General features: G+C 69.9%; 22 protein-coding genes. 5 read left to right on the forward strand and 17 right to left on the reverse strand.

What is annotated here, in order from left to right:
* Positions 1 to 29: 29 nt before the first annotated feature.
* Both lpqN and AC1MEY_RS16725 read left to right on the forward strand, forming a co-directional pair.
* A complete protein-coding gene (lpqN, locus tag AC1MEY_RS16720) occupies positions 30 to 725 on the forward strand; it encodes an envelope biogenesis lipoprotein LpqN (RefSeq protein ID WP_480231524.1) in 696 nt (231 codons plus the stop codon).
* Positions 722 to 1,129: a hypothetical protein gene (locus AC1MEY_RS16725; RefSeq protein WP_480226578.1), complete on the forward strand. Its 408-nt coding sequence runs from the start codon at positions 722 to 724 to the stop codon at positions 1,127 to 1,129. The genes lpqN and AC1MEY_RS16725 overlap by 4 nt, the downstream gene beginning before the upstream one ends.
* 5 nt (positions 1,130 to 1,134) lie before the next feature.
* Here the strand turns inward: AC1MEY_RS16725 and AC1MEY_RS16730 are convergent, their stop codons facing one another.
* The 5 genes from AC1MEY_RS16730 to AC1MEY_RS16750 form a co-directional block, all read right to left on the reverse strand.
* Complete coding sequence (locus AC1MEY_RS16730) at positions 1,135 to 1,959, reverse strand: shikimate 5-dehydrogenase (protein WP_480226579.1); 825 nt, start codon at positions 1,957 to 1,959, stop codon at positions 1,135 to 1,137.
* Positions 1,959 to 2,951, reverse strand: coding sequence for a GNAT family N-acetyltransferase (locus AC1MEY_RS16735; protein WP_480226580.1), 993 nt, complete (start codon positions 2,949 to 2,951; stop codon positions 1,959 to 1,961). Before AC1MEY_RS16735 ends, AC1MEY_RS16730 begins: the two co-directional genes overlap by 1 nt.
* Before the next feature lie 47 nt (positions 2,952 to 2,998).
* Positions 2,999 to 3,247 (reverse strand): hypothetical protein, encoded by a 249-nt coding sequence (locus AC1MEY_RS16740; RefSeq protein ID WP_480226581.1) that lies wholly within the window; start codon positions 3,245 to 3,247, stop codon positions 2,999 to 3,001.
* 176 nt (positions 3,248 to 3,423) lie between these two features.
* Positions 3,424 to 3,891, reverse strand: coding sequence for a hypothetical protein (locus tag AC1MEY_RS16745; protein ID WP_480226582.1), 468 nt, complete (start codon positions 3,889 to 3,891; stop codon positions 3,424 to 3,426).
* A gap of 41 nt (positions 3,892 to 3,932) precedes the next feature.
* Positions 3,933 to 4,466, reverse strand: coding sequence for a DUF6328 family protein (locus AC1MEY_RS16750; protein ID WP_480226583.1), 534 nt, complete (start codon positions 4,464 to 4,466; stop codon positions 3,933 to 3,935).
* 262 nt (positions 4,467 to 4,728) lie between these two features.
* Here AC1MEY_RS16750 and AC1MEY_RS16755 point away from each other — a divergent pair, with 262 nt between their 5' ends.
* Positions 4,729 to 5,163, forward strand: a complete 435-nt coding sequence (locus AC1MEY_RS16755; RefSeq protein ID WP_480226584.1) for an STAS domain-containing protein — start codon at positions 4,729 to 4,731, stop codon at positions 5,161 to 5,163.
* Here the strand turns inward: AC1MEY_RS16755 and AC1MEY_RS16760 are convergent.
* The 4 genes from AC1MEY_RS16760 to AC1MEY_RS16775 form a co-directional block, all read right to left on the reverse strand.
* A complete protein-coding gene (locus AC1MEY_RS16760; RefSeq protein ID WP_480226585.1) occupies positions 5,108 to 5,437 on the reverse strand; it encodes a hypothetical protein in 330 nt (109 codons plus the stop codon). The two genes, AC1MEY_RS16755 and AC1MEY_RS16760, sit on opposite strands and share 56 nt — an antisense overlap.
* 13 nt (positions 5,438 to 5,450) lie before the next feature.
* Positions 5,451 to 5,762, reverse strand: coding sequence for a protein UsfY (gene usfY, locus AC1MEY_RS16765; protein WP_480226586.1), 312 nt, complete (start codon positions 5,760 to 5,762; stop codon positions 5,451 to 5,453).
* Between the two features lie 86 nt (positions 5,763 to 5,848).
* Entirely contained in the window at positions 5,849 to 6,745 is an 897-nt protein-coding gene (locus AC1MEY_RS16770; RefSeq protein WP_480226587.1) for a mechanosensitive ion channel family protein, read from the reverse strand.
* Positions 6,742 to 6,897, reverse strand: a complete 156-nt coding sequence (locus AC1MEY_RS16775) for a hypothetical protein (protein ID WP_480226588.1) — start codon at positions 6,895 to 6,897, stop codon at positions 6,742 to 6,744. Before AC1MEY_RS16775 ends, AC1MEY_RS16770 begins: the two co-directional genes overlap by 4 nt.
* A 152-nt stretch (positions 6,898 to 7,049) precedes the next feature.
* On the opposite strand from AC1MEY_RS16775, the gene AC1MEY_RS16780 reads away from it, so the two are divergent.
* Positions 7,050 to 7,733: an HAD family hydrolase gene (locus AC1MEY_RS16780; protein ID WP_480226589.1), complete on the forward strand. Its 684-nt coding sequence runs from the start codon at positions 7,050 to 7,052 to the stop codon at positions 7,731 to 7,733.
* A gap of 3 nt (positions 7,734 to 7,736) precedes the next feature.
* On the opposite strand, the gene AC1MEY_RS16785 is transcribed toward AC1MEY_RS16780, so the two are convergent.
* Positions 7,737 to 7,901, reverse strand: coding sequence for a hypothetical protein (locus AC1MEY_RS16785; protein ID WP_480226590.1), 165 nt, complete (start codon positions 7,899 to 7,901; stop codon positions 7,737 to 7,739).
* Positions 7,902 to 8,252: 351 nt separating this feature from the next.
* Between AC1MEY_RS16785 and AC1MEY_RS16790 the strand changes: the two genes are divergently transcribed.
* Positions 8,253 to 8,657, forward strand: a complete 405-nt coding sequence (locus AC1MEY_RS16790) for an STAS domain-containing protein (protein WP_480226591.1) — start codon at positions 8,253 to 8,255, stop codon at positions 8,655 to 8,657.
* On the opposite strand, the gene AC1MEY_RS16795 is transcribed toward AC1MEY_RS16790, so the two are convergent.
* From AC1MEY_RS16795 to AC1MEY_RS16825, 7 genes are all read right to left on the reverse strand, one after another.
* Positions 8,654 to 9,277: an SAM-dependent methyltransferase gene (locus AC1MEY_RS16795; RefSeq protein WP_480226592.1), complete on the reverse strand. Its 624-nt coding sequence runs from the start codon at positions 9,275 to 9,277 to the stop codon at positions 8,654 to 8,656. The genes AC1MEY_RS16790 and AC1MEY_RS16795 overlap by 4 nt on opposite strands.
* Positions 9,274 to 10,029, reverse strand: a complete 756-nt coding sequence (locus tag AC1MEY_RS16800; protein ID WP_480226593.1) for a PIG-L deacetylase family protein — start codon at positions 10,027 to 10,029, stop codon at positions 9,274 to 9,276. Before AC1MEY_RS16800 ends, AC1MEY_RS16795 begins: the two co-directional genes overlap by 4 nt.
* Positions 10,026 to 10,967, reverse strand: a complete 942-nt coding sequence (locus AC1MEY_RS16805; protein WP_480226594.1) for an acyl-CoA dehydrogenase family protein — start codon at positions 10,965 to 10,967, stop codon at positions 10,026 to 10,028. The genes AC1MEY_RS16800 and AC1MEY_RS16805 overlap by 4 nt, the downstream gene beginning before the upstream one ends.
* The gene (locus AC1MEY_RS16810; protein ID WP_480226595.1) at positions 10,964 to 11,692 is read right to left on the reverse strand and encodes a glycosyltransferase family 2 protein; all 729 of its coding nucleotides are present in this window, start codon (positions 11,690 to 11,692) and stop codon (positions 10,964 to 10,966) included. The genes AC1MEY_RS16805 and AC1MEY_RS16810 overlap by 4 nt, the downstream gene beginning before the upstream one ends.
* 101 nt (positions 11,693 to 11,793) lie before the next feature.
* Positions 11,794 to 12,810, reverse strand: a complete 1,017-nt coding sequence (locus AC1MEY_RS16815; protein WP_480226596.1) for a DNA topoisomerase IB — start codon at positions 12,808 to 12,810, stop codon at positions 11,794 to 11,796.
* Between the two features lie 8 nt (positions 12,811 to 12,818).
* On the reverse strand, positions 12,819 to 13,034 hold the full coding sequence (locus AC1MEY_RS16820) for a hypervirulence associated TUDOR domain-containing protein (protein WP_480226597.1): 216 nt from the start codon (positions 13,032 to 13,034) through the stop codon (positions 12,819 to 12,821).
* A 19-nt stretch (positions 13,035 to 13,053) separates the two neighbouring features.
* Complete coding sequence (locus AC1MEY_RS16825; RefSeq protein ID WP_480226598.1) at positions 13,054 to 13,590, reverse strand: cysteine hydrolase family protein; 537 nt, start codon at positions 13,588 to 13,590, stop codon at positions 13,054 to 13,056.
* Between the last annotated feature and the right edge of the window lie 51 nt (positions 13,591 to 13,641).

Consider the following 13,641-nt stretch of genomic DNA (forward strand, 5'->3'; position numbering starts at 1 on the left):
CTTTCCGACGACAGGAGACTCCCTTGAAGATGCTCACGACGGCCGGCGGCGCCGCCGTCGCCGCCATCGCGTTGACCGTGGCCCTCGCGGGGTGCGGGTCGGACTCCTCGACGGAGGCGACGTCCTCGTCGTCCGCGAGCAGCAGCGCCGCGAGCAGCGAGGCCGAGTCCCCCTCGGCGGCGCCCGCGGAAGCGCCTGCCGGTGGCAACGAGACCATCGCCGAGTACGTCAAGCAGAACGGCATCACCGAGACGCCGGTCCGGCGCGGCGACCCCGGGACGCCGACGGTCGAGCTGCCGGTGCCCGCCGGGTGGGAGGACGCCGGCGCCAGGGCACCCGAGTACGCCTTCAGCGCGCTCGTCTTCACCGGCGATCCGGCTGCCGCCGCCGATCCGCCGACCATCGTCGCGATCATGTCGAAGCTGTCGGGTGAGGTCGATCCGGCGAAGATCATGGAGTACGCGCCCGGAGAGCTGAAGAACCTGCCCGGCTTCGAGGGCGGCAACGGCAACACCAGCACGCTGGGGACCTTCGACGCCTATCAGATCGGCGGCACCTACGTCCGCGAGGGCGTCAAACGTCTGATCGCGCAGAAGACGGTCCTGATCCCCAGTGGGCCGGACCTGTTCGTGCTGCAGCTCAACGCGGACGGCGTCGAGGCGCAGATGGGCCCGCTGATGGACGCCACGTCGCAGATCGACGAGAAGACCGTCATCACGCCATGATCACGCCGCAGCCACCGGTGCCGGAACGACCTGCTCGCTCAAAGGATCCGACGTACGAGGAACTCGGTGCGGACGTCGGCGAGGCGCCGCCCGACGCGAAGGCCGAGACGTCGACGTTCAGGAAGTACCTGCACACCATGAGTCCCCGCTACGTCTGGGGGATGGCCGACGGCTACCCGGTGGTGCTCAAGCAGTTCATCCAGTTCTGCCTGATCCTGGTGTATCCGGCGTTCGTGTTCGCCGTCCTGGCCGGCGGGGTGGTGCACGTGCTGTTCTACGTGACGGTCTATCCGGTGCTGTGGCTGCTGTTCTGGCCGGTGCGCGCTCTCCAGAAGCGGAATCACCCCGAGGAGTACGCCGCGAACCGCGCGAAGTACGAGGGGAAGAAGTGGTGGCAGACCTGAGCTGATCAGGCCCGCGAGACCGCGGACGCCTCCGCCACCTGGTCGGCGGTGGGCCGCACGCCGGTGTAGCGCTCGAACTGTTCGGCTGCTTGCAGCGCGATGACCTCCGCACCGGTGACGACGGCGATCCCCGTCGCGCGGGCGGCGGTGATCAACGGGGTCTCCGACGGCAGCGCCACGACGTCGAACACCTTGCGTGCACCGGCGATCGTCGCGTCGTCGAACGCCTGCTCGGATGCCTCCGGGCCGCCCGCCATGCCGATCGGCGTCACGTTCACGATCACGGCGGCGCCGAGATCGCCGACGTCGGTGGCGAACTCGTACCCGAGGCGATCGGCGAGGCCGCGTCCGGTGTCGGCGTTGCGCGCGACGATGGTGCCGGACCCGAAACCGCTGTCCCGGAACGCCGCTCCGACCGCACTCGCCATCCCTCCGCTGCCGCGGATCAGCACCGAGCCCGCCGGGTCGAGGCGGTGCTCGTCGATGAGCCGGCGCACCGCCAGGTAGTCGGTGTTCGACGCGGTCAGCCGGCCGTCGTCGTTGACGATGGTGTTGACCGAGTGGATGACCCTCGCCGACTCCTCCACCTCGTCGACGAGTGCGATCACGTCCTCCTTGAACGGCATCGACACCGAGCACCCGCGGATGCCGAGCGCCCGTACGCCGCCGATCGCGGCGGCGATGTCGGTGGTGGTGAACGCCTTGTAGAGGAAGTCCAGCCCGAGCACGTCGTAGAGGTGGTTGTGGAACCGGGTGCCGATGTTGCTGGGCCGGGCCGCCAGCGAGATGCACACCCTGGTGTCCTTGTTCAGCGCGGGACGACCCGTCATCAGCCGACCGCCCGCATGACTTGCTTTGCGAGCGAACGTATTTCGCGGTACTGGGTCGGGGTCAGCGAGGTGTCGCGCAACGTGGGCACGTCCACCACCGTAGTCACCACACCGAGGTCGTCGCGATGCCACTTGGCGCCGAGCCGGTTCAGGATGGCCCGCATCGCGTAGTTGTCGGACAGCACCCGGGCGCTGAAGTGCGTGACTCCGTCGGCGTGCGCCGCGACCGCCAGGGCGTCCATCAGGAAGCTGCCGATGCCGCGCCGCTGGTAGTCGTCGCCGACGATGAACGCCACCTCGGCGACCGACGGGTCGTCCTCCCGGACGAAGCGCGCATCGGCGACCACGGGGCCGTCGGGCCCATCGGTCATCACCCACACGAAGTGGTCGACGTAGTCGACCTCGAACAGGTAGCGCATCAGCGACGGCGTGGGCCGGCGCGTGGTCTGGAAGCGGCGGTAGAACGTGTCGCTCGAGAACTGCACGGGACCGTGCGCCGTGCGCTCGTTGTCGCCCGGCAGCACCGGCCGCAGGTACAGCGTCGATCCGTCGCGCACCCGCACCGGGATGGGGTCCACGTAGCTCGCCAGCCGCTGACGTGCCGTGCGTACCAGCTTCTCCATCATGCAGGGCGCGTCGAGCATGGTGGCGAAGGCTTCGCGACCGCCCACCCAGCCCGTCAGCGCCTCGGCGGCCACGACGGTGGCGTTGCGAGACGTGTCGCGGAGCAGCGCGATCTCACCGACGATGAGGCCGGGCCCGACCGTGACGGTGGCGTCGCCGTCGTCGCCCGAATGCGAGATCTCGACGTGGCCGTCGCCGATCAGCAGAAAGGAGACTGCCTGCTCGCCCTGGCGCATCAGCACCTGTCCCGGCGCGGCGGTCAACGGCCGCAGTTGGGCGGCCAGCGCCGTCAATGATGCGGTCGGGCATCCGGCGAAGAACTCCAGGGCTGACAGTTCGTCGGCGCCGACGGTCTCGGATCCCGCCACGCCCCGAGGCTACGGCGGGTGACAGGCGTCGGCAAGGACGTCCGAGGTCAGCCGGGCAGACCCTGCTCCTCGACGGGCAGCGGTGCGGGACCCTTGATCTCCGGCTCCGCAGCCGGCACCGACGCCTCACTGGGCGGATTGGTGGCGGTCACGGTCACCCCGGTGCTCATGTCACCGGCGAGCGGACCGGAATCGGGCGTGCTCTGGGCGATGGCCCCCACGACCGCCGCGGCGGTGACGGCGAGCCCACCGACGATGGCTGCCAACGGCTTTGCGGTCTTGACGTGTGTGGTCACGTGTCGCATCTCCTCTATGTCGAAGCGTTAGAAGTCCCCCACTTCGACAACCCATCGGTACGCGCGTTCCATTCCCGGATGAGGCGACAACTTCGTTCCCCTATGCAATCAACCCCGGTCGGACACGAAAGCGCCGGACGAATGAATCGCCCGGCGCGTCGATCGTAGGAGGGAAGCTACGGAGTGACCGCCTCCATCGGGGGACCGTTGAGCGCACTGACGTCGCGGTGAGCGACTGCGGTGGCGACCGCGGTCCCGTCCCGCACCTCACCCACGATGGCGACCTCGTCGTTGACCGAGAAGGAGCCTGCGGTGTTGCCGACCTGGCTGCCCGCACCGGTGATCGCGTTGGTGTTCGAATCGACGACGTAGGTGCGGGCGACGCCGTCGGCACCCAGTGCCGTCACCGAGGTCGGCGTGACCGCGACGAGGCGGCCCTGCTGGCTGATCGACTGGACCGTCGGCACGGACGCGGATGCGACGTGAGCCGGGGTCGCCGTCGGCCCGTCGGTGGTACGGACGACGACCGCCGCCACGACCGCGGCGAATGCCACTGCGAAGGAGATGGTCAGGAAGATGGCGACCGTGCGCCTCGCCTCGACGTCCGAGGTGCTCTGGTGATGCCTGCCGTGCGTACTGCCCATGATCTGGGTTCGCCTTCCGACGGTTGTCGTTGATGCGTTGATCAGCGAATACCCGACTGATCGGCAGGGAAAACACGCATCCAGAACGGAATGACGATCCAGAAGGCGGCGAAGGCACCCACCGCGGTCCCGCCCGCGACCACCGCCACGCCGCCGCCGGCGACCGCGGCGAAGATGACCACCGTCGACCCCACCAGCGCCGCGCCCAGCAGCAGCAGACCCGCGTGTGTCATCCGGTGGGCTGCGGTGACGAGCGTGCCGAGACGATGCTGCCGGAACAGCACCCGATGCAGTGCCACCGGCGCGATGAGCACGACGGTGGCAGAGACCGAGAGCGCCACGGTGCCGAGGAACACGCACCGCATCGCACGATCCAGAACGTCGAATCGCGATTGGAACGGCAGCGTGAGCAGGAAACCCGTCAGCAGCTGCACGCCCGTCTGCACGACGCGCATCTCCTGCAGCAGGCTTGCCCAGTTGCGGTCCAGCCGCTCGGTCGCGGTCTCGCCGCGGTCAACGGACCGCGGTCGCTCGGCGGCCGTACCGTCGGCACCCGCGTGCACGAGGTCGGACATACCACCCACCTCCGCGAGGACGACGATCTCTGACCTTCCGCGGAGTGCCCGGAGCGGAACCCCGCAAACACGACCCCGTCGCCAACCTTGGGAATGCCTGAGGAATGCGCGAAATGAATTGTCCGGTGCAGGTCGCGGTACTACAGTCCGGGGCAGGTTGAAAGCACAGCCGCAGCACTTATCACCCGATGAACCACCATCTGCGAGCGGTCGCTTTCAGCAACAGGGCCCACTCCCCTTGGCGAGATCTCGAATCCCAAGATTGGAGTCCGCGGTGTCCAACGCATCCCACGCGGCTCGTGAGACCCTTCCGCGCCGTCGCGGCGCCCACTTCGACGTCAGCGCACTCGGCACGTCGATCGTCCTGCAGACGATCACCGGTGAGATCGACGCCGCCAACGCGACGAGTGTGTCGGACTTCGCCGAGGCCAACCTGAACTCCGCCGAACGGCTGGTCCTCGACCTGCGCGGCCTGACCTTCTTTGGCACGCACGGCTTTTCGACCGTACACCGGGTCAACGTCATCTGCTCCCGGCACGGGGTCAGGCTCGCGCTGCTGGTCGGCGCGGAGGTCGACCGCATTCTGCGGATCTGCGATCCGGGCGGCGGCCTCCCGGTCGCGCGCACCCTGGATGCGGCGATCAGTTCTGTGGTGTCTCCGGCTTCGCCGCACCTGAGGCTCGTCGCCGGCGATTGAATCCGCGGAACTCGGCGCGATACACCCGTTTCTCGTCGGGGTCCATCGACGTCATGCGCCACCCACCGCCCTTCTTCTGGCTGCGGGACATCATCACGTAACCACCGACGAGCAGCACCACCCCTGCCACGAGGAGGGACGCCAGGAGGAGCCACCCGTGTCCACCGCCGGCGACCGCCAGCAGTATGCCGATGGCAGCCACCCCGCCGCCCATGCACACCAGGCCGAGTAGCGGAATCAGATAGGTCCCCGGTCCGAACGATCGCTTCGACATGGTCGCGTTCCCCTCAGCTGGTGGGCGGGTGGGCGACGGCCTGCGGATGGCGGTCGGCCCATTCGAGTTCCTGACGGCGGACGCGGCGATGCGCGAGGAACAGCCACACCCCGCCGAAGGCGAACGCCACGGCCGCGATGACCACGCAGACGACGCCCGCCGTACCTCCACCGGAGGCGAAGGTCGCGAGCCCGATGACGAGGGCCACGACACCGAGTGCCACCGAGACGAGTCCCGGTGCGTTGTGCCCGTTCTTCATGCTCTCGCCCGCGTGTTGACGAGTGGTCCGTGCGTGGTCGATCGGATCCTCTGACGTGTCGCCCATGGTCCACCTCCGATGTCTCTCGCCGTCGCTTCTCGAAAACGGATACCCCCGCGCCCGTGGGCGAAACCGTGGCCCCCGGGGGCGTATCAGGCGGTCGGCTGAGTGGTGGTGGTCGTGGGCACGTCGCTCGTGATGCCCGAACCCCGCAGGCCGGCCACGACGAGCTGGCGCAGACGCCGGCCGGCGTCGAACTGCTTGCCGGGCAGGGTTCGCGCCACCATGCGCAGCCGCACCTCGTCCACCCCGATGCTCTCGACCCCCATCAGCGCCGGTGCATCGAGCAGCAGTTCCGGCAGTCCGTCGTCCTGCATCGCCCTGGCGGACACCTCGCGCAGCACCTCGTTGACCCGGTTCAGGTCGACCGACGTGGGCACCGGTATGTCGACGACTGCGCGGGCCCAGTCCTTGGAGAGGTTGAGCGCCTTCACGATCTGGCCGTTGGGCACCGTGAACACCTCACCGTCGCTCGTCCGCAGCTTCGTCACGCGCAGCGTCACGTCCTCCACGGTGCCGCGTGCGTCCTTCGACGATCCCGTGATGGTCAGCTGCACCAGATCGCCGAAGCCGTACTGCTTCTCGGTGATGACGAAGAACCCGCTGAGGAAGTCCTGGACGAGGCGCTGGGCGCCGAAGCCGAGCGCCGCGCCCAACACCGCAGCCGGCGCCACGAGCGACCCGAGTGGCAGGCCCAGCGTGTTGACGACGTCCACCGCGACGACGACGTACAGCACGGCGATGGCCACCGACGACATCACGGCCGCAAGTGCCCGGCGGTGCTTGACGGTCTCCGACGGCACGACGCCGTCCGCGCTGCCACCCCGCGCCAGCCTGATGCTGATCCGGCCTGCCGCGAACCGGATCGCGCGAGTGGCGAGCACGGCGGCGACGACGACCAGTGCGATGTGCAGGCCCTTGGTGAGCATCCACGTGCCGAGCGATGACGACCAGAGGTCGGACCACGCACCGCCGAGCGCGCCCGTCACGGCGCCGGGCGGTCGGCGTTCCGGCGATCCGCGTTGGCGGCGACGGCGTCGCGGGCGCCGGCGGCGTCTGCCCGGCGCCGCATCGTCTCGCGCTCGGCGTTGGCCTCGTCGAGTTCGGCCTGGGCGCTCTCGGCGTCGTCGGGTCCTGCCACGGTCGCTCCTCCTGGGATGTGTTCAGGGGATCGATGCCGTGCATCCCCCGGGTCGACGTCCGCAGGCTGCGTTCCCGGCACGTGCGATGCGAAACACGGCGGCGGGACGGTCGGTGCGGTTTCGCCGCGCCGCGCGGGGGAAGTAGTCGGTCATGGCCAACCCCGCTGTGCTCTTCGACATCGACGGAACCCTCGTCGACACCAACTACCTGCACGTGCACGCCTGGCACCGGGCGTTCGCGGAGGTGAACGTCTCCGTCGAGTCGTGGCGCATCCACCATCGCATCGGGATGGACGGCGAGTCGCTGCTCTCCGAACTGCTCCCCGACGAGTCCGACGACGTGACGTCCCGGGCGAAGGATCTGCACCAGCGGTTCTACAAGGAGACGTCCGGCCTGATCCGACCCCTGTCGGCCGGCCGCGACCTGTTGGACGCGGTGGCCGACATGGGCCTGCAGGTGGTCCTCGCCACGTCGGCTCCGGAGGACGAACTGGCCATCCTGCGCGAGGTTCTCGACCGCGAGGACGTGGTGTCGGCCGTGACCTCGTCGGAGGACGTGGAGACGGCGAAGCCCCGCCCCGACATCGTCGAGGTGGCCCTCGAGCGCGCCGGGGTCGGAGCGGACCGTGCCGTGTTCGTGGGGGACACCGTGTGGGACATTCGCGCCGCCGCCCGGGCGGGCGTCGAGTGCATCGGGTTCAGAAGCGGCGGCATCGGCGAACTCGAGTTGTCCCGTGAGGGCGCGGTGACGGTGTTCGACGATCCACGGGCGCTCGTCGACGGATTGTCCGACAGTCCGATCGGCCGCCTCGCCGAGTCGGCGTCGGACGGCTGAGCGCTACGGGGTGAGTGTCACCGCGGTCGAGCCGGCGTCGGCGAGGCCGACCTCGGCGGTGTCGCTCACCAGCATGGCGGGATCGCTCGGGGGCGGCCCTAATTCCGGCGGTCCGGCGTACGGGAGCGTGGCGCCGATGAAGTAGACCACCGCGGCCGAGATAACCACTGCCAGTAGCAGTAGGGCTGCGCCCGCGGCGATCACGAATGCAGGCCCATCTGCGCCTGACTGACGCGCCTGATACTTCGCTTCCATCGTCGTTCTCTTCCCGAAATGCCGCCGTGTCCGATGCGCTTCCAGTACCCCCGCCGCAGGCAGGAGAAACGTGACGCCACCAGGGCGCCACGAAATCCGTGGGTCCGCCGCTCGACAGCCGCGATTGCTGGTCCTTGCACTCGCACGAAGCTGCCGTTCATCAGCGCATTTCGGACTTCGGGAGGTGTATTGCCGCGGGTACGTGATCCGCATTACTCTCGTCGTGATTCCCGGCATGACTCACTGCTATCGACGGAGGATCCCGTGTCGATCGCCATGGCGGCCCGCCCGGTCGAGACCCTGCCCCTGGGATTCCTGCGTCTGACGCGCGGTGTCCTCGCCACGGCGGCGCTGATCACCGCGCACGGTGAACTGGACGCCCGAACCGCCCGCACGCTGGTGAACGTCGTGGACGACGTCGCCCACCATCACGACGCCCTGATCGTCGATCTCGGCGAATTGGCGTTCTTCGGCACCGAGGGGCTGTGGGCGCTCAACCGCATCAAGGCGGCCTGCGTCAAGCACGGCCTGACGGCAGCGATCGTGGCCGGCCCGGAGGTGGAGCGGGTACTGCGCATCTGCGATCCGGCCGGGGCGCTGGGCCTCGTCGCCACCCTCGACCGGGCGGTATCGATCGTGCTCGACCGATCGAGCGCGAACAGCCGCTAGACCGCGCCGGGCACGCCGGTCTCGGTGGCCACCGATGCCGCTTCGCCCACGGTGAAGACCTCGACGGCCACGTCGTCGTCGCGGTAGCGGGCGAGCCGGTGCAGGTCGGGCGTGGCGGCGATGACGTGATGGGCCTCGTCGCCGGTCATCGGATAGTCCGCGACGTGGTGGCGCCAGTGCGCCGCCAGGATCGTCGTCCCGGGGGCGAGCCGCGGGCACTCGCGGTCGAGCACCGCGCGCAGCGTGCCGGCGGCCAGGTAGTAGGCCACCTCCGACACCACCACCAGGTCGACACCATCCGGCCAGGGCGCATCCAGCGAGCGACGCTCGAACTCCACGGCGCCGGTCGCCCCCGACTGCTCCAGCCGCGTGCGGGCGGTGTCGAGCGCGGCCTGCGCGACGTCGGTGGCGAGCAAGGCGTCGCAGCGGGCCGCGAGCAGCTCGGTCAGCACCCCGACGGAGCAGCCGGGTTCGAATGCGCTGCGGTACCGCGGTTTCGGCAACATCGCGATCGTGATGGCGTACTTGCGCTGCTCGTACCACCGCTCGGCGAGACGCCAGGGATCCGACGTGGTCGCATAGACGTCGGCGAAGTAGGCGTCGGGTAGCCGATCGGTCACGCGAACACCACCTCGCCGACGGCCATCAGCCGCTCGACCACGAAAGGGGGCAGCACCGGCGGCTCGCCGTCGTCCGACCCGGTGAATTGGGTGTCGAAGACGTTGACGGCCAACTTCTTCCGCGCCATCGCGGACTCCCCCGCCGGCACCGTCGCCATCCGGTCCCAGGGCACGGCCTCGTCGCCCGGCACCGCCCAGTGCCACATCCACACCGGGTACTCGAGCAGCCGTGCGCGTCCGTCCGAGCACGCCGTCGCGGCCGCCCGACCCACGGCCTCGTGATCGGGGTGGCCGTCGCCGCGCCACGTCGCCGCGCACCACGAACCCGGCGGATCGGTGGCGAGCAGGTCGGCGATCGCCTCCGCGAGGGCCGTCTCGTGCCGTGCCAGATCTCCGTCGGGCAGGCCGAGACTGATCGGCGGGTCGAGTCCGAGTGCCTCCGCGGCACGGTGCCCCTCGGCTCTGCGGTCGCGCTCGAGCCTGCGGCGGTCGAGATGCGAATCGGGATATGCGCCACCGCCGTCGGTGACCGACACGATTCGCACCGGCACGCCCAGCATCCCGAGCGTGGCCGCGGTCGCGCCGAAGCCGAGCGTCTCGTCGTCCGGGTGCGGCGCGATCACCGTCAGTGCGGGGCAGTCCGCCGGGTCGAGGACCGCCGCCGCCGATGATCGTTCGAGCCACGCGGCCACCGGGGTGCCGCCCCCGTCGATGGGCCGTGCCGCGAACCGGTGGCCGTTGCCCGCGATCACCGGGCGGCCAGCCGGCCGAGCGCGGCGAGGTCTCGTTCGGCGTGGCTCTGCCGGACGTACATCGTCAGGTCGGCGACGCGCTGGGCGTGGCGGCCGTCGAGTGCCAGCGGCTTCGGCCCGAGCGCGCGGCCCGTGCGGGTGATGGTCTCGTCGACGGCGTGTTCGACGACGGCACGGACGCGCCGGGCGATCAGCTCGGCCCGGGGGTCGTCGGGCGCACCGTCCACCGAACTCGCCGCGGAGAGCAGTACGGCCTCGCCGGCGGCGATCGCAGCGTCCACCGCCCCGAGGTGAGCGTGTGCGTGCTCATCGGACGACGCCGAGCCGTGCTCGTCGGCGACCGCCCGGTACAGCGGGCCGGCGACCGCGCGGGCGCCGCCCAACCAGCAGGCCGCGACACCCATCGCGCCGTGCCAGAACCCGGGGCGCCGGAGGTAGGCGCCGGGCTTGCCGATCGGTACCGCCCGCACGCCGGTGAACTGAACCGACCGGGTGTCGCTGTCGCGCATGCCCGCGTTGCTCCACGTCGACGGCAACGCGTGGACGCCGGGATCGGCGAGATCGGCCGCGTAGAGGCCACGCTCCCCGTCGTCGCGGAGGGCGGTGACGAGCGCATGGGTGCAGATGCCGGCACCCGAGCACCACGCCTTCGTGCCGTCGAGCACGACGCCGTCGTCGTCGTCGCGGGCCGTCACCAGTGCGCCGGGAGCCTCGGCGGCCCACACGCCCCACAGCTGTCCGCCGGCCGGTTCCTCGCCGTCGAGGTCGGCGAGGATGGCCGCCGCGTCGGCGTGCGCCTCTGCCAGCCGGCCGGCCACCACGTCGTTCTCGGTGAGCGCGGCCAGCTTCCACCAGCGGGCGGCGGTGTTGCCGGATCCGGGTAGCGGAAGCTGGAGCTGACCGGCGTGCAGCCACCGGAGGATCAGTTCGGCGGTCACGACGTCTCCTGCCTGCCGGGCTGGCGCATGGACCTGAGGTGCCCGGCAAAGCCCCGGGGCGCCCGCCCCACGGGGCGTGCCGAGGTGGCGACCGAGAGGCGTCTGTCGCGATCGATGCCCAACCCGTGCTGCTCGAAGCGCCGCACGAGGTCGACGTCCTCGTCCGAACGTAGCGACGCGAAACCGCCTGCGCGCCAGTACGCGTCGGCCCGGAACCCCATGTTGGCGCCGTGCACGTGGCCGTGCCCGTCGGGCCAGATCTTGGCGCGGTACGCCTCGAGGTACCTGCGGATCGCCGACACCGGCGTGCGCCGCCACTCGGTGATGCGCACGACGCCGAGCACCATGTCCGCCGCCGAGTGGCACTGCCGCAGGAGCCAATCCGGGTCGACGGTGGTGTCGGCATCGGTGGTGGCGTACCAGATCCCCGACTCGTCGATGCCTTCGGCGCCGTGTGCGGCGCGGGCGTGCGCGAAGCCCGCCGCCCGGGCGGCGCCGACGTTGCGCTCGTCGACCTCGAGCACGTGGACGTCACCGCCGTACCGGCCCGCGAGCAATTCCGCGGATCCGTCGGTGCAGGAATCGAGAACGACGACGACGAGCACCTCGGAGGGCACGTGGCCGGCGGCCGCGCGGATCGACTCGACGCACCTCGGCAGGTGGGCGCTCTCGTCGTGGGCGGGAATCACCACCACCACACGCCTGGGGAACTCGTCGATGCGCACCGGTCAGCCCTGCTCGGCCGGGACTGCGCCGGGACCGGGCGCGGAGTCTCTCACCGACCGGTACTACCCCGGCGCAGATGTCCGGAAACCGAACCTCGGACTCAGCCCTTCGCCATCCGGCTGATCAGGTCGCGGGTGGCCTTCTCGACGATCGCCTGCGCCTCGTTCGCGTCGTCGGTGCGCGACGCCCGCCGGACCGCACGCCCGATGTCCAGGCCCTTCTCGTACGCCGTCACGATCCGGGGATCGACGTACGACGCCCGGGCCACCGCCGGCGTGTTGCCGAGCCCCTCGGAGACCTCCTTCATCACGGCGGACTCGACCCGCTTGATCACCCGGCCCGACACCGGCGGATCCGCGCCGACGAAGGCCTTCGCCCCGAGCACGGTGCCGTGCCACGTGCGGAGGTCCTTGACGCTGTACTCGTCGCCCACCATCTCCTTGAACCGCGCGTTCAGGTCGTCGGCGTGCACGTCGGCCCAGCCGTTGACGGTGCGACACACCAGGAACCGGCCCGCCCGATCGTCCCGGCGGATCAGCGCCTTCGACGCGCGCACGATCTCGGGATCCTCGATCTCGATGGTGCGCTGGACGCCGCTCTTGGCGGGATAGTCGAACGCGACGGAGTTCTTCCGCACGATCACGTGCTGGCAGAGGAGCGTGGCGATGCCGTAGGACTCGTTCTCCTCCGCGTACTGCTCACCGCCGGCCCGGAAGTACCCGCGGTCGAGCAGGTGCAGCGCCAGCGCGAGCACGCGGTCACGCGACAGGCCCCGCCCGCGCAGGTCCTCGCCGACTCGGGATCGCCACTCGGGCAATCGCTTCGACATCCTCAGGACGCGGTCGAACTTCTCCTCGGCGCGCTCCTCCTGCCACTTCTGGTGGTAGAGGTACTGCTTGCGTCCCGCGGCATCGGTGCCGAGCGCCTGGATGTGCCCGTTGGCGTGCGGGCTGATCCACACCTTCTTCCAGGCGGGCGGGATCACCAGTTCCTTGATCCGGGTGAGGACCTGCTCGTCGGTCACAGGCTGTCCGGTGTGGTCGACGTACGAGAAGCCCTTGCCGCGTCTCACCCGCGTGAGGCCCGGACCGGACACCACGCTGCGACGGAGCCGCATGGCCCCCGCTAGTCCTTCTTCTTCAGGGCGTCCGGCTTGTGGACGGCGTCGTTCCCGCTCTTGTCGCTACGGACCCGGTACTGGGGATCATCCGGACTGGCCCGCACCGTGCGCTTCGCGGCCTTGGTGTCCTTGGTGATCTTCTCCTCGACGGTGCCGTGCGTGGTGTTGCCGTGGCTGCTCCACTCGACCTCGTCGCCCTTCTTGAACTGCTTCTCACTCATGGCGGCGATATACCCGCTGTCACAGGCAATTAACTGCCGACTTCAACTCCGCGTGCATGTTGCGCTCCATGAGCGCCAGGGCGGCCTGACCCAGATCGGGATGGATGTGCGCGACGGCGTCCGGCGGCACGATCACGTCGAGGTGCCGGATGTAGCCATCCAGCGCGGTGTAGAGGATGCACTGCTCGGTCACCTGACCGGTCAGGATCACCCGCTTGGCCCCCAGCCGGCCGAGCAGGTAGTCCAGCGGTGTCCCGTAGAACGCGCTGTGCCGCACCTTGGTCAGGAACGTCGCGTCGTCGCCGGGCACGATCGGCTCGACGAGATCGGGCCGTTTGCCGTCGAGCGCGCCGCGGATCAGGTCACCCCGGTCCGCGCTGAAGTCGCCCTGGTTGTCGTTGACGTAGATGACGTCGACGTCGTCGCGGGTGCGCGCCCGCCCGACCAGATCGGCCAGGGTGCCCACCATCTCCTCGGCATGGGTCGCGAGGTCCTCGGCGTCGGGGTGGTCGTAGGTGTTCAGCATGTCGATCACCAGCAAGGCGGTTTCACTCATGACGGCGTCGTACCCGCAGATCGGGGGGTTGATTCACACTTCCGTCACGCG

It is taken from the genome of Mycobacterium sp. PTI7, from assembly GCF_056679845.1.

What these genes read in the sequence shown, in the direction of transcription:
- lpqN (WP_480231524.1), top strand. Translation starts at nt 30, where the DNA reads ATGCTCACGACGGCCGGCGGCGCCGCCGTCGCCGCCATCGCGTTGACC.
- AC1MEY_RS16725 (WP_480226578.1), top strand. Translation starts at nt 722, where the DNA reads ATGATCACGCCGCAGCCACCGGTGCCGGAACGACCTGCTCGCTCAAAG.
- AC1MEY_RS16730 (WP_480226579.1), bottom strand. Translation starts at nt 1,959, where the DNA reads ATGACGGGTCGTCCCGCGCTGAACAAGGACACCAGGGTGTGCATCTCG.
- AC1MEY_RS16745 (WP_480226582.1), bottom strand. Translation starts at nt 3,891, where the DNA reads ATGGGCAGTACGCACGGCAGGCATCACCAGAGCACCTCGGACGTCGAG.
- AC1MEY_RS16750 (WP_480226583.1), bottom strand. Translation starts at nt 4,466, where the DNA reads ATGTCCGACCTCGTGCACGCGGGTGCCGACGGTACGGCCGCCGAGCGA.
- AC1MEY_RS16760 (WP_480226585.1), bottom strand. Translation starts at nt 5,437, where the DNA reads ATGTCGAAGCGATCGTTCGGACCGGGGACCTATCTGATTCCGCTACTC.
- usfY (WP_480226586.1), bottom strand. Translation starts at nt 5,762, where the DNA reads ATGGGCGACACGTCAGAGGATCCGATCGACCACGCACGGACCACTCGT.
- AC1MEY_RS16780 (WP_480226589.1), top strand. Translation starts at nt 7,050, where the DNA reads ATGGCCAACCCCGCTGTGCTCTTCGACATCGACGGAACCCTCGTCGAC.
- AC1MEY_RS16815 (WP_480226596.1), bottom strand. Translation starts at nt 12,810, where the DNA reads ATGCGGCTCCGTCGCAGCGTGGTGTCCGGTCCGGGCCTCACGCGGGTG.
- AC1MEY_RS16820 (WP_480226597.1), bottom strand. Translation starts at nt 13,034, where the DNA reads ATGAGTGAGAAGCAGTTCAAGAAGGGCGACGAGGTCGAGTGGAGCAGC.
- AC1MEY_RS16825 (WP_480226598.1), bottom strand. Translation starts at nt 13,590, where the DNA reads ATGAGTGAAACCGCCTTGCTGGTGATCGACATGCTGAACACCTACGAC.